This is a genomic window from Betaproteobacteria bacterium (genome assembly GCA_016720065.1).
Lineage (GTDB): Bacteria > Pseudomonadota > Gammaproteobacteria > Burkholderiales > Rhodocyclaceae > SSSZ01.
Window position 1 is genome coordinate 286,895 of record JADJXY010000002.1, and the last position, 13,346, is coordinate 300,240.

The window sequence follows — 13,346 nt, forward strand, 5'->3', positions numbered from 1 at the left end:
GCGGTATTGACAGGAACGGGCGGTCAGGGTCGGAAGGCGTCGGCCCAGCAGTTGGGCGTTTCGTACAGTCGTACGCGCTCGAGGCGCAAATGATTGCCGTAAGTATCGCGATAGACCGGATCGAGAATGGTGAAGGCGAGGCGGGCGAGATTCTCGGCTGTCGGCACGCGGTCCAGGACGACCGTCTTGTGGTCGGGGATGCTGGACAGGAACGCTACCACGGTGGTGTCGCCAGCATAGGCAAGAAAGGCGTGGTCCCAGAGATCGACCAGGTGGTGCCGGGCCAAATCCTTCACCTGCGAGAAATCCATCACCATGCCATTGGCAGCGTCCCCCTCCCTTTCGATGATCTCGCCTGCCAGGGTGATCTCGATGGCATAGCGATGGCCATGCAGGTGCCGGCACTGGCTGCGGTGATCGGGAATGCGATGGCCGGCGTCGAATTCCAGGCGGCGGGTGATGAGCATTGGGCGGCAGGGTTTGAGGGAGGCAGGATTATACAATGGCGCCATGCTTACCCTCTCCGACCATCGCCGCGACATCGCGGGACTCACCTACGTCTATCCCGTCGTTTCCCGCCGGGCAGGGGGGCTGTCCCTGGGAATCAACCTCAATGTCAATAACGCCTGCAATTGGGCCTGTGTCTATTGCCAGGTGGAAGGCTTGACCCGTGGCGGACCCCCGCCGGTGGATCTGGTCCTGCTGGAGAATGAGCTGGAAGGCTTTCTGGAGAGACTGGCCAATGGCGATTTTTTCCAGCGCGAAGTTCCGCCGCAATACCGCAGGCTGGTAGATGTAGCCTTTTCGGGCAATGGCGAGCCAAGCGCTGCGGCGGAATTTCCTGCTGCGGTAGCTCTGGTGCGGCGGCTGCTTGCGGCGCGGGGGCTGACGCCGGGTGTCCTGATCCGACTCATCACCAACGGCAGCCTGCTGCATCGTCCGGCCGTTCAGGCGGGCATTCGCGCCTTGGGCGAGGGTGGGGGAGAGGTGTGGTTCAAGGTCGATCGCCTTGGGGCACAAGCGACCGCCGTGGTCAATGGCGTGCGCCTGGACCCGGATAAGGTGCTGCGTAATCTGCGCCGCTGCACGGCACTGGCGCCCACTTGGATCCAGACCTGCTGGTTTGCGCTGGACGGGGCTGCACCGGACAGGGTGACCCGGGATGCCTACTGTGAATTCGTCGGCCAGGTTGCCGCTTGCATTCGCGGCATCCACCTCTACGGTCTGGCGCGCCCCTCGCAGCAAGCCGCCGCCCCTCGCCTGGGCGTGCTCGCCGAGAGCGAACTCTGCGAATTTGCGCGGCACATAGAAAAGAAAACGGGCGTCCGGACCGTAGTCAGTCCGTGACGCCCGCAAATACGGGTTGACCTGCGGTCAGGCGGCCTTCTTGGCCTTGGCCCGGGCAGATTTCTTGAGCGATTTGAACAGTTCCGACTCGTTGGCACGCAGGTACTCAATCACTTCCCAGTCTTCCCGCTTGATGGCCTTGATGTCGATCTGCTCGACATGGACGAGGCGCAGGAGCTCGCGTACCGGCTTGGGCATGTTGCGGCCGCTTTCGTAGCGGGAGCCGCCGCTCTGGGTCACGCCGATGGTGGACCAGAATTGCTGTTGATTGAGGCCGAGCTTGCGACGGATTTCGCGGGGCTCGATTTTCTCGATGGTCTTGGTTGTGCTCATGATGAAATCTCCATACGCCGACGTTGTAGGGTTAGCCCGATATACTTTTTGTGTATGACCTAGGTCATAGGACGAATTGTATAGAGACTTTTGTGGTTTGCAAGTGGCATCGCGAAATTTTTTTTGGGTTTTTCGCTCGGGCAAGTCCTTCATCGCAATGGGGAAAACACTTGAGCCGCGTGCGGATGGCGGGGGGCTCGGTTTCTTTGCCAAACGCCCCGGATGCTCTAACATCGCCGGAAATATCCGTGGGAGACAGTCATGCAGGTCCGCGAAATCATGCGCATCAAGGGGGCCACCCTCTATACGACGACGCCGCAGCAGGCGCTGGGTGTGGCGGTTGAAACCATGGCGGAGTTCGATGTCGGCTCCCTGGTCGTCATGGAAGGAGGTCGGATGGCGGGCATGCTGACCTTCCGTGAGGTCCTGAAGGCCTTCAATGACCACGGCGGGCAGCTCGCCGGAGTCACCGTCGGTGAGGTCATGGTTCCCGACCCGGTGACCGCGCCGCCTTCCATGGAAGCCAACGACCTGCGGCGCCTGATGATCGACAAACATTCGCGCTATCTGCCCATCATGGATGGCGAAACGCTGCTGGGCGTGATTTCCTTCCTGGATGTCGCCAAGGCAGTCCTCGAAGAGCAGAACTTCGAGAACAAGATGCTCAAGAATTACATCAAGAACTGGCCCGGCGATTCCGGGAACTGACCCGCACCACAGGTGCGGGATTGCGCTGGGGCCGCAGCCGACTGCTTGTTCCGGTCAGCGTCCGTTCCACCCATAACGCTTGGTGCGTTGCCAGCGCAGGTCTGGCTGAGCGCGAGGGTTGCTGGCGGCGCGCGAATCGGGATGCGGCGGCGCCTTCCTGGCGGGGCTGGGAGGGGGGGCGGAGGGCTTGCGGGTGACCATGGTAAACTCGCCGCTCCATTCTAACCACTTGGCACCCCGATGTCCGGCAATACCTTCGGCACCCTGTTCAGCGTCACTTCCTTCGGCGAATCCCACGGGCCCGGTATTGGCTGCGTGGTGGATGGTTGTCCTCCGGGGCTTGCGCTCTGCGAGGCCGATATCCAGGCAGAACTCGACCGTCGCCGACCCGGAACTTCGCGTCATGTGACGCAACGGCGGGAGCCGGATACGGTGGAAATTCTGTCCGGGGTTTTCGAAGGGCGGACGACCGGTACCCCGATCGGTCTCTTGATCCGCAATCAGGATCAGCGCAGCAAGGATTACGGCAATATCGCCGAAACCTTCCGACCGGGCCACGCCGACTATACGTATACCCAAAAGTACGGGTTCCGCGACTACCGCGGAGGGGGGCGATCCTCGGCGCGGGAAACCGCGGTGCGGGTGGCCGCCGGCGCCATCGCCCGCAAGTGGCTGCGGGAGCGCCATGGGGTCGGGATCCGTGGTTGGATGAGCGCCCTGGGCCCCATCGACATCCCCTTTGTCAGCGAGGCGGATATCGACGCCAATGCCTTTTTCGCCCCCAATGCGGCCCTCGTCCCGCAATTGGAAAGCTACATGGACAGCCTGCGCCGTGACCTCGACTCGGTAGGGGCCCGCATTACCGTGATCGCCCGTGGTGTGCCGCCCGGCTGGGGAGAACCGGTTTACGATCGCCTCGACGCCGACCTTGCCTACGCGATGATGGGTATCAATGCCGTCAAGGGTGTCGAAGTCGGCGCGGGCTTTGCGAGCATCGCCCAGCGAGGGAGCGAACACGGCGACGAAATGCGGCCCGAGGGATTTCTGTCCAACAACGCAGGAGGAATCCTGGGCGGCATTTCCACCGGTCAGGACATCGTGGTCAGCATGGCCATCAAGCCCACCTCGTCCATCGCCCAGCCGCGCCGCGCGGTCAATGTGCGTGGCGAGCCCGTCGAGGTCGCAACGGAGGGGAGGCATGACCCCTGCGTCGGCATCCGCGCCACGCCCATCGCCGAGGCGATGCTCGCGCTTGTTCTCATGGACCATGCTCTGCGCCACCGCGCCCAGTGCGGGGACGTGGCGTGTGCCACGCCGCGCATTCCGGGGAAAGTCGGCTAGAATCCCGGTTTTTTCGCCGTTTTGGCAGCAGCAGGACCAGAGGGGACCCAAATGCAAGTCGATCACCACGAACTCCATAACGAATTTCCCGAAATGCGCGACGCCATTGACGTCCTCAAGGCGTCCAACGCCCAGTTCGCGCGGCTCATGGCCAGTTATCATCGTCTGACGGGCAAAGTGGAGGATCTGGAAGAGCACGACATGCCGGTGTCCGACTTCACCCTCGAAGACATGAAAAAGCAGCGCGTCAAGTTGAAGGACGAGCTCTACCACCTGCTGCTGGCCTTCCGCACGGGGCAGAAACACCCGGCCTGAGGGCGCTCCCGGGTAGAATCCCGGGGATGCACGTCCTGCCCTACTGGCGCCTTTCGGGCTACTACTTCTTCTACTTCGCCTTCATTGGCGCCTTCTCGCCCTACTTCGGGCTCTATCTCCAGTCGCTCCACTTTTCTGCCTGGGACATCGGTCTCCTGATGTCCCAGATGCAGCTCATGCGTGTCTTCGGCCCCAATCTCTGGGGTTGGATGGCCGACCGCAAGGGCCACCGCGTGGCCATCGTGCGGCTCGCTTCGCTCCTCGCCCTTCTTGGGTTTACCGCTTTTTTCTGGTTTGACCGCCTGACTCCCATGCTGGCGGCCATGGCGGTCCTCGCCTTTTTCTGGAGCGCCGCCCTGCCCCTAGTGGAGGCGCTGACCTTCGATCACCTTCGGGATGAGGGCGCCCGCTACGGCCGTGTCCGCCTCTGGGGATCGGTTGGGTTCATCGTCGCCGTGCTGGGGGCCGGGGCCCTCTTGGACCGTGTGCCGGTGGCCGGCATTGTCTGGATTTGCTGGGCAATTCTGCTGGGTATCCTGCTGCTTGCCCTGGTTCTGCCCGAAGCGCCTCCCGTACGCGCCGCAGGCGAAGCGCCGGGGCTTAGGGACATCCTGGGGGAAGCTCGGGTGCGAGCCCTGCTTGGCGCCTGCGTCGCCATGTCGGCGGCCCATGGGGCGCTCTATGTCTTCTATTCCATCCACCTTGCCGATCACGGCTACAGCACGACTGCGGTGGGGATTCTCTGGTCCCTGGGGGTGGTGGCGGAGATTGGCGTTTTCATGCTGATGCCGCGCCTCCTGGCGCGTTACTCGGTCGAGGCGCTGCTCGCCTTCAGCTTTGCCGTGGCGGTATTGCGTTTTCTCCTCATTGGCTGGGCCGTGGACAGCCTGCTTCTCGCCATCCTGGCGCAGACCCTGCATGGGGTGACCTTCGGAGTCTTTCACGCTGCGGCGATCGCTGCCGTCAACCACTGGTTTCCCGGGCGGGCCCAGGGCCGCGGGCAAGCGCTCTACTCCAGCCTATCCTTCGGTGCCGGCGGGCTCCTGGGGGGACTGGCGAGTGGCTGGGTCTGGGATGCCCTCGGCGCAGGATGGACCTACACCCTCAGTTCCGGTTTTGCCCTGGCGGGCCTGGTGCTGATGCTCGCCTGCGGACCTGCGCGTCGCACCGTCCGGTGATACGCCGGCCTTCGGTGGGCGCGGAAGCTATGCGATAATTCAACGCTTTACGGCTCTTTCTTGCCACCATGCCGAAGACGCTCTACGACAAGCTTTGGGAAAGCCATGTTGTCCGCCAGGAGGACGACGGGACCGCCCTTCTTTACATCGACCGCCACCTGGTGCACGAAGTCACCAGCCCCCAGGCTTTCGAAGGCCTGAAACTCGCCGGCCGCAGGCCCTGGCGGATTTCCTCCATCGTCGCCACCGCCGACCACAACACGCCGACGGATCACTGGGATGAAGGCATCAAGGATCCGGTGTCCCGGCTACAGGTCGAAACCCTGGATGCCAACATCCGCGAGGTCGGCGCCCTGGCCTATTTCCCCTTCAGGGATCCCAAGCAGGGCATCGTCCACGTGGTAGGCCCCGAAAACGGTGCCACCCTGCCCGGGATGACCGTGGTGTGCGGCGATTCGCACACCTCCACTCACGGCGCCTTCGCCTGTTTGGCACACGGCATCGGGACCTCCGAGGTGGAGCACGTGCTGGCCACGCAGTGCCTGGTGCAGAAAAAGTCAAAGACCATGCTGGTGGCCGTGGAAGGTCGTCTGGGCAAGGGCGTCACCGGCAAGGACATCGCCCTGGCGGTGATCGGTACCATCGGCACCGCCGGCGGCACGGGCTACGCCATCGAGTTCGCTGGCAGCGCCATCCGAGGCCTGTCCATGGAAGGTCGCATGACGCTGTGCAACATGGCTATCGAGGCCGGTGCCCGCATGGGATTCGTCGCGGTGGACGACACCACGATCCATTACCTCAAGGACCGGCCCTTCTCCCCCAGGGGTGACGCCTGGGAGCAGGCGGTAGCCTACTGGCGCACCCTCAAGTCCGACGAGGGTGCTCGCTACGACACCGTGGTCAGCTTGCGGGCCGAGGACATCCAGCCCCAGGTGACCTGGGGCACTTCGCCGGAAATGGTCGTCGCCGTGGACGCCGTGGTGCCCGATCCGGCCCGGCAGGCGGACCCGGTCAAGCGGGAAGGCATGGAGCGTGCCTTGCAATACATGGGGCTGACGCCCAATACGCCGATCAAGGCCATCGCCATCGACAAGGTCTTCATCGGTTCCTGCACCAATTCCCGTATCGAGGATTTGCGCGAGGCGGCGTCCGTGCTCAAGGGGCGTCATATCGCAGCCAGCGTCAAGCTGGCCCTGGCCGTACCGGGTTCGGGCCTGGTCAAGCGCCAGGCCGAGGCCGAAGGGTTGGACAAGGTATTCCTGGCCGCCGGCTTCGAGTGGCGCGAGCCGGGCTGCTCCATGTGCCTGGCCATGAATGCCGACCGCCTGGAGCCGGGTGAGCGCTGTGCCTCCACCTCCAATCGTAATTTCGAAGGCCGCCAGGGCCCCGGCGGCCGCACCCATCTGGTCAGCCCGGCCATGGCGGCCGCCGCATCCATTGCCGGCCACTTCGCCGACGTTCGCGAACTGCTGTGAGGAGTGCCCCGATGAAGAAATGTCTTGGATTCATCCTGGCTGGTGTTTTCGCGCTTGTCCTGACCGGCTGCAATACGGTTCATGGCATGGGTAAGGACATCAAAAAAGGTGGAGAAGCCATTGAAAAGGCTGGGAAATAGCAATTGAAGGAGAATGCCATGAAGAGAAAACTTTCCCTCGTTATAGCCCTCGGCACCGTGCTGGCGATGCTCACCGCATGCAACACCATGCAGGGCATCGGCAAGGACATCGAGAAGGGTGGCCAGGCCATCGAGAAGGCTGCCAAGTAATGGAGAAGTTTGTTCGTCTCGAAGGCCTGGTGGCGCCTCTGGATCGCAATAACGTCGATACCGATGCCATCATCCCCAAGCAGTTCCTGAAATCGATCAAGCGTTCCGGCTTCGGCCCCAACGCTTTTGACGAATGGCGCTACATGGATGTCGGCGAGCCGGGGCAGGATTGCGCCCGGCGGCCGAAGAACCCCAATTTCGTGCTCAACCAGGCGCGCTACCAGGGGGCGCAAATCCTCATCACCCGCCAGAACTTCGGTTGTGGCTCGTCCCGGGAGCACGCCCCTTGGGCGCTGCTGGATTTCGGCTTCAAGGCCATCATCGCCGAGAGCTTTGCGGACATTTTCTTCAACAACTGCTTCAAGAACGGCATCCTGCCCATCGTCTTGCCGGCGGGGGAAGTGGACGCGCTGTTCCAGCAGGTGCAGGCGACGCCGGGCTACAAGCTGGTGGTCGATTTGCCGGCCCAGGCAGTGATCCGCCCCGACGGCCACGGGATTCAGTTCCTGGTGGACGCCTTCCGCAAGGAGTGCCTGATCAACGGTTGGGATGATATCGGCCTGACCCTGCGCCATGCCGACGCCATCCGTGCATTCGAAGAGAAGCGCCGCATCGAGCAGCCCTGGCTGTTCGCGTAACAAGGAAAAAGCATGAAGATTTGCGTACTCCCCGGGGACGGCATCGGTCCCGAAATCACGGCCGAGGCCGTGCGTGTGCTCAAGGCCCTCGATCTCAAGTTCGAGATGGAAGAAGCCCTCCTCGGAGGTGCGGCGGTGGATGCCACCGGCGCCCCCTATCCTGAGGCCACCCAGAAGCTCGCCCGCGCGGCGGATGCGGTGCTCCTCGGCGCCGTCGGCGGCCCCCAGTGGGACCGCCTGCCCCGGGAGCAGCGTCCGGAGCGCGGCCTGCTGGGCATCCGCAAGGATCTCAACCTCTTCGCCAACCTGCGTCCGGCCATTCTCTATCCCGAACTGGCCAACGCCTCCACCCTCAAGCCGGAAGTGGTGGCGGGGCTCGACATCCTCATCGTCCGCGAACTGACCGGCGACATCTACTTCGGCCAGCCCCGCGGCGTGCGGGAAGAAAATGGCGAGCGGGTCGGCTTCAACACCATGGTCTACAGCGAGTCGGAAATCCGCCGCATTGGCCATGTCGCCTTCCAGGCCGCCCGGAAGCGCAACAAGAAATTGTGTTCGGTGGACAAGATGAACGTCCTCGAATGCACCCAACTGTGGCGCGACGTGATGATCGAGGTGGCCAAGGACTACCCGGACGTGGAACTCAGCCACATGCTGGTGGACAACGCCGCCATGCAGTTGGTCAAGGCCCCCAAGCAGTTCGACGTGATGGTCACCGGCAACATGTTCGGCGACATTCTGTCCGACGAAGCCTCCATGCTTACCGGCTCCATCGGCATGCTGCCCTCGGCCTCCCTGGACGAGAAGAACAAGGGCCTCTACGAGCCCTCCCATGGCTCGGCCCCGGACATCGCCGGCAAGGGCGTGGCCAATCCGCTCGCCACCATCCTGTCGGCGGCGATGCTGCTGCGCTACACCTTTGGCCTGGAAGAGCAGGCACTGCGGGTGGAAAATGCGGTCAAAAAGGTTCTGGCCCAGGGTTACCGCACCGGTGACATCTACGAGCGCGGCACCACCAAGGTGGGGACTCGGGAAATGGGCGACGCCGTGCTGGCGGCCCTCGCGTAATACGAAAAGCGCTGTGGCGCGTTGAACGATTTTTTGGAGAGAGTCGAAATGAGAAAGGTTGGTCTGGTTGGTTGGCGCGGCATGGTCGGTTCCGTCCTCATGCAGCGCATGGTGGAAGAGGGCGACTTCGCCCATATCGATCCCGTCTATTTCTCCACCTCCAACGCCGGTGGCAAGGCTCCGGTGTTCGGCGGCAAGGAAGCTTCCTTGCCTCTGCAGGATGCCTCCAACATCGAGGCCCTCAAAGCCTGCGAGATCATCATCACCTGCCAGGGCGGCGACTACACCAAGGACGTCTTCCCGGCACTGCGTTCCGCCGGCTGGAACGGCCACTGGATCGACGCCGCCTCCGCCCTGCGCATGAAGGACGACGCGGTCATCATCCTCGACCCGGTCAACATGCACGTCATCAAGGATGCTCTCGCCAAAGGCGGCAAGAACTGGATCGGCGGCAACTGCACCGTCTCCCTCATGCTCATGGGCCTGGGCGGCCTCTTCCAGCACAACCTGGTGGAGTGGATTTCCTCCATGACCTACCAGGCGGCCTCCGGCGCCGGCGCCCAGAACATGCGCGAACTGATCGCCCAGATGGGCGCCATCCACGCCTCCGTCGCCGACCTGCTGGCCGATCCGGCCTCCGCCATTCTGGAGATCGACCGCAAGGTGGCCGAGACCATCCGTTCCGACGCCTTCCCCAGGAAGAACTTCCGCAACACCCCCCTGGCCGGCAGTCTCATTCCCTGGATCGACGTGCCTGTCGAGGGGGGGCAGTCCAAAGAAGAATGGAAGGGCGGCGCCGAGTGCAACAAGATTCTCGGCAACCCGGCCTTCCGCACCCCGGGTTCGATCCCCATCGACGGCCTGTGCGTGCGTATCGGCGCCATGCGCTGCCACTCCCAGGCGCTCACCATCAAGCTCAGGAAAGATGTTCCCCTGGACGAAGTGTCCGACATCATCGCCAAGGGCAATCAATGGGCCAAGGTCGTGCCGAACGAGCGCGAAATCAGTGAGCGGGAACTGACCCCCGCCGCCGTGACCGGCACCCTGACGGTTCCCGTCGGCCGCTTGCACAAGATGGCCATGGGGCCTGAGTATCTGGCCGCCTTCACCTGCGGCGACCAGCTGCTGTGGGGCGCTGCCGAGCCCCTGCGCCGCATGCTGCGTATCCTGCTCGACGCCTGACCCTCAAGGCCTTGAACGCAAAAGACCGGGGCTGCGGCCCCGGTTTTTTTTGTTGGGATTATGCCTACAGGGCGAAAAACTAGAAGCGGGATTAGCTTGCATAGCTAAGTTCATGATGTTATTTTAAAAGCCCCATTTCGACGCTCAGGGTGGCGCCGTGAAAAAAAATCTCGCAAATCGATTCAAGATGCGTGCTGCGGTCGCTGCCGTGGCCTCCTGTCTGACCCTGATGCCCGGGCTCGCCGATGCGGCTGGTCTCGGCAGGATCACTGTCCTTTCCGGACTGGGTCAGCCCTTGAGGGCGGAGGTCGAACTGAGCGCGACGCGCGACGAACTGGTCGGCATGACGGCGCGCCTCGCGCCCCAGGATGCCTTCCGCCAGGCGGGGGTCGAATTCCCCTCGGGTCTGCTCGACCTGCGCTTCGCGGTCGACCGGCGGACCAACGGCAAGTCCGTCGTGCGGATCACGTCGTCCAAACCGGTGAACGAACCCTTCCTCGATTTCCTGGTGGAACTCAACTGGCCGGCGGGCCGGCTGGTGCGGGAGTACACCTTCCTGCTCGATCCGCCGGAGGTTGCTGCCGCGGCTGCAGGCCAGCCTGTTTCCGTGGCGGAAGCCAAACCCGTAGCCTCCGTGCGAGGGGGGGGGTCCGATGGGGCCGCTCCGGAAGCGGCCAGGGCTCCCGCCAAGCGTGAGGCCAAACCCCGGGCGGCGGCCCCCGAGCCGGCAGCGTCCGCCGGGGGGGGGAGCCGCGAGGTCAAGACCGGTGACACCCTGGGAAAAATAGCCCGGGAAACGCGCCACGAGGGCGTTTCGCTGGAGCAGATGCTGGTCGGATTGTTCAAGTCCAATTCCGAAGCCTTCATCGGCGGCAATATGCACCGCTTGAAATCCGGTGCCATCCTGAACGTGCCGGACCGGGAAACCGTCGCCGCCATTCCCGAAGCTGAAGCCAAGCAGGTCTACGTATCCCACACTGCGGACTGGAATGGTTATCGCAAGAAACTGGCGGCCGCGACTGCCGACGGGCCTGCCCAGGCGGATGGGGGCACTCAGGCCGCAGCGGGGAAGATCACCCCCAAGGTGGAAGAGAAAGCTGCACCGGCCGACGCAGGCAAGGACCAGGTCAAGGTATCCAAGACCGAGGCCGCCGGCAAAGGAGCCAAGGGACGTAGCGGCGAAGAGGATGTTGTCGCCAAGGACAGGGCGCTCAGGGAAGCCAACGAGCGCATGGCCATGCTGGAGAAAAACGTCACTGAACTCCAGAAACTGGTGGAGTTGAAGAACCAGAGCCTGGCGGAGCTGCAAAAGCAGTCCGCGGGCAAGAAGCCCGAAGATAGCAAAGCGGCTGAAGCCGCCCGGAGAGCAGAAGAAACGAAAAAGGCCGAGGAGGCGAAGAAGGCCGAGGAGGCCCGTAAGCTCGAGGAAGCCAAGAAGGCCGAGGAATCGAGGAAAGCCCTCGAAGCTCAGATGGCGGAGCAGACCAAAAAGGCCGCCGAAGCCAAGAAAGCCGAAGAAGCCAAGAAGGCCGAAGAAACCAGGTTGGCCGAGGAGGCCAAAAAGGTAGAGGAAGCCAAGAAGGCCGAGGAGGCCAAAAAGGCTGCAGAGGCCGCGAAGCCCGCTGAACCGCCCAAGCCCCCTGAACCCCAGGCTGCCGCGGAAGCGCCGAAGCCCGCCGAAGCACCCAAGCCGGCCGAGTCCCCGAAACCGCCTCCCAAGAAACCCGTCCCCCCACCCCCGCCCGAGCCGGAACCGGAAGAGATGGATCTCTTCCTTCCCATCGCCGGGGGCGGTGCCATCGCAGCCCTTCTGGCCGGCTATCTCTTCTATCGCCGGCGCAAGGCCCCGCTGCCCTCCGTGCCGACTACCGCCGTTCCAAGTCCTTCCAGCCTGGGCCCCAATTCGGTTTTCCGGGCGACGGGAGGCCAGAGCGTGGATACCGGTCAAACGCCCCCCCGGACGGCCGATTTCAGCCAGACCGGACCGGGCACCATCGACACGGACGAAGTCGATCCTGTCGCCGAGGCGGATGTTTACATGGCCTATGGGCGCGATGCCCAGGCCGAGGAGATTCTCCTCGAAGCCATGCAGAAGGACCCGCAGCGCCTCGCCATTCACGCCAAGCTGCTCGAAATCTACGCCAACCGCAAGAGTGTCAAGCAATTCGAGACCCTGGCGAGCGAACTCTACGCCCAGACCGGCGGCGCCGGTCCCGAATGGGAGAAGGTGGCTGGTCTCGGGGCCAAGCTGGATCCGGGCAATCCCCTCTACACCACCGGTCGCGCATCGGTAGGGGGTGCGGCGGAATTCGATGCAGACGCCACCATGGTCGCGTCGGCCAAGACCGGCGACGCCCTGCGCTCGACGGTCACCTTGCCGGGTGCCTTGGGCCAGATGGCTTCCGCCGCCACGGCGGCGGCTCCCTCCGGCTCCTACGCCGGGGCCGAGGCGACGGTGGTGAAGCCCTTGCAGGAGGCTGCCACGGGCAGCGAAACGGCGCCGGTGGAAAACGAGCTCATGAGCCTCGATTTCGACCTGGGTCCGGCGCCCGCCGCAGCACCTGCGGAAGCGGCCGCAGCGCCTGCCGAACTGGACGAGGACGAGGTTGCCTTCGTCGATACGGTCACCAATGCCGAGGCCAACGTCGTCGATTTCAATCTGGACGCCAATCGCCCGCCCCAGGCCCCCGTGCCCGCGGCCCCGGCCGAACCGGAAATGCTCGATTTCGACTTGGGCTTCGGTACTGAAGCCGCCCCGGCGGAGGATTACCAGAGCACCCACAAGCTTCACGTCCGCGATACCCTGGGGGCGGCCGCCACGGTGCCCGAGCAGGCCGCCGCCGAGGCCCCTTATGCCGAGGAATTCAACCTGGATTTGCCGGTGGCCGGGGAAACCATGGTCAATCCGCAGGTGCTCGACCTCGATGCGCCGCCCCTCAGTCCCGAATCCACCGTCGTCAACCCCTTGGCCATGATGCAGGAACCCCCGTCCAAGGTCGATGACGAGATCGTGGACATTGGCGTGGTGGATGGCGATGCCCTGGAGTTCGACGTCAAGCTCACCGATTCGACCATCCTGGGGCAGCCCATGCAGGCTCCCAGCTTCGACATGGGTTCGATCAACCTCGATCTGGCTGCCGAACCCGTGGCGCCGCCGGCAGCGGCAGAGGCGCCCGCCCCTGCCGACGAGCCCGTGGCCGACGACAGTGTAGGCATGGGAACCCAGTGGGAGGCTGTCAGCACGAAGCTTGATCTCGCCAAGGCCTATGAGGAAATGGGCGACCTGGAAGGGGCCCGGGAACTCTTGCAGGAAGTCCTGAGTGAAGGTTCGCCGGCCCTGGCCGAGCAGGCCCAGGCCATTCTGGCACGCATCGGAAACTGAGCTTCACCTTGTTCAGCGATGGCCCCCGGAGCGGGGCCATCGTCGTTTCCGGGCCCGCGTTCGGGGCTCTGCGGGGTAGCCCCGGGCGG

14 protein-coding genes are annotated in these 13,346 nt (G+C 63.8%); 12 read left to right on the forward strand and 2 right to left on the reverse strand.

Going from position 1 to position 13,346, the window contains the following annotated elements; genetic code table 11:
• Positions 1 to 23: 23 nt before the first annotated feature.
• Positions 24 to 467 (reverse strand): 6-carboxytetrahydropterin synthase QueD, encoded by a 444-nt coding sequence (gene queD / locus IPM73_04520; GenBank protein ID MBK8917327.1) that lies wholly within the window; start codon positions 465 to 467, stop codon positions 24 to 26.
• Between the two features lie 43 nt (positions 468 to 510).
• On the opposite strand from queD, the gene IPM73_04525 reads away from it, so the two are divergent.
• Entirely contained in the window at positions 511 to 1,347 is an 837-nt protein-coding gene (locus IPM73_04525) for a radical SAM protein (GenBank protein ID MBK8917328.1), read from the forward strand.
• A 27-nt stretch (positions 1,348 to 1,374) separates the two neighbouring features.
• On the opposite strand, the gene IPM73_04530 is transcribed toward IPM73_04525, so the two are convergent.
• Positions 1,375 to 1,680, reverse strand: a complete 306-nt coding sequence (locus IPM73_04530) for a transcriptional regulator (GenBank protein MBK8917329.1) — start codon at positions 1,678 to 1,680, stop codon at positions 1,375 to 1,377.
• A gap of 261 nt (positions 1,681 to 1,941) precedes the next feature.
• On the opposite strand from IPM73_04530, the gene IPM73_04535 reads away from it, so the two are divergent.
• From IPM73_04535 to IPM73_04585, 11 genes are all read left to right on the forward strand, one after another.
• Positions 1,942 to 2,388, forward strand: coding sequence for a CBS domain-containing protein (locus IPM73_04535; GenBank protein MBK8917330.1), 447 nt, complete (start codon positions 1,942 to 1,944; stop codon positions 2,386 to 2,388).
• Positions 2,389 to 2,628: 240 nt separating this feature from the next.
• The gene (aroC, locus tag IPM73_04540; GenBank protein ID MBK8917331.1) at positions 2,629 to 3,729 is read left to right on the forward strand and encodes a chorismate synthase; all 1,101 of its coding nucleotides are present in this window, start codon (positions 2,629 to 2,631) and stop codon (positions 3,727 to 3,729) included.
• Positions 3,730 to 3,780: 51 nt separating this feature from the next.
• Positions 3,781 to 4,044 carry a DUF465 domain-containing protein gene (locus tag IPM73_04545; GenBank protein MBK8917332.1) on the forward strand — a complete coding sequence of 88 codons (264 nt, stop codon included), beginning with the start codon at positions 3,781 to 3,783 and terminating at the stop codon, positions 4,042 to 4,044.
• 26 nt (positions 4,045 to 4,070) lie between these two features.
• Positions 4,071 to 5,222, forward strand: a complete 1,152-nt coding sequence (locus IPM73_04550) for an MFS transporter (GenBank protein ID MBK8917333.1) — start codon at positions 4,071 to 4,073, stop codon at positions 5,220 to 5,222.
• Positions 5,223 to 5,290: 68 nt separating this feature from the next.
• Positions 5,291 to 6,697: a 3-isopropylmalate dehydratase large subunit gene (gene leuC / locus IPM73_04555; GenBank protein ID MBK8917334.1), complete on the forward strand. Its 1,407-nt coding sequence runs from the start codon at positions 5,291 to 5,293 to the stop codon at positions 6,695 to 6,697.
• 11 nt (positions 6,698 to 6,708) lie between these two features.
• A complete protein-coding gene (locus IPM73_04560; protein ID MBK8917335.1) occupies positions 6,709 to 6,837 on the forward strand; it encodes an entericidin A/B family lipoprotein in 129 nt (42 codons plus the stop codon).
• Between the two features lie 18 nt (positions 6,838 to 6,855).
• Positions 6,856 to 6,987 carry an entericidin A/B family lipoprotein gene (locus tag IPM73_04565; protein MBK8917336.1) on the forward strand — a complete coding sequence of 44 codons (132 nt, stop codon included), beginning with the start codon at positions 6,856 to 6,858 and terminating at the stop codon, positions 6,985 to 6,987.
• On the forward strand, positions 6,987 to 7,625 hold the full coding sequence (gene leuD / locus IPM73_04570) for a 3-isopropylmalate dehydratase small subunit (protein MBK8917337.1): 639 nt from the start codon (positions 6,987 to 6,989) through the stop codon (positions 7,623 to 7,625). Before IPM73_04565 ends, leuD begins: the two co-directional genes overlap by 1 nt.
• A 12-nt stretch (positions 7,626 to 7,637) precedes the next feature.
• On the forward strand, positions 7,638 to 8,693 hold the full coding sequence (gene leuB, locus IPM73_04575) for a 3-isopropylmalate dehydrogenase (GenBank protein MBK8917338.1): 1,056 nt from the start codon (positions 7,638 to 7,640) through the stop codon (positions 8,691 to 8,693).
• A 48-nt stretch (positions 8,694 to 8,741) separates the two neighbouring features.
• Positions 8,742 to 9,875 carry an aspartate-semialdehyde dehydrogenase gene (gene asd, locus IPM73_04580; protein MBK8917339.1) on the forward strand — a complete coding sequence of 378 codons (1,134 nt, stop codon included), beginning with the start codon at positions 8,742 to 8,744 and terminating at the stop codon, positions 9,873 to 9,875.
• A 187-nt stretch (positions 9,876 to 10,062) separates the two neighbouring features.
• Positions 10,063 to 13,257 (forward strand): pilus assembly protein, encoded by a 3,195-nt coding sequence (locus tag IPM73_04585; GenBank protein MBK8917340.1) that lies wholly within the window; start codon positions 10,063 to 10,065, stop codon positions 13,255 to 13,257.
• The last annotated feature ends 89 nt before the right edge of the window (positions 13,258 to 13,346 follow it).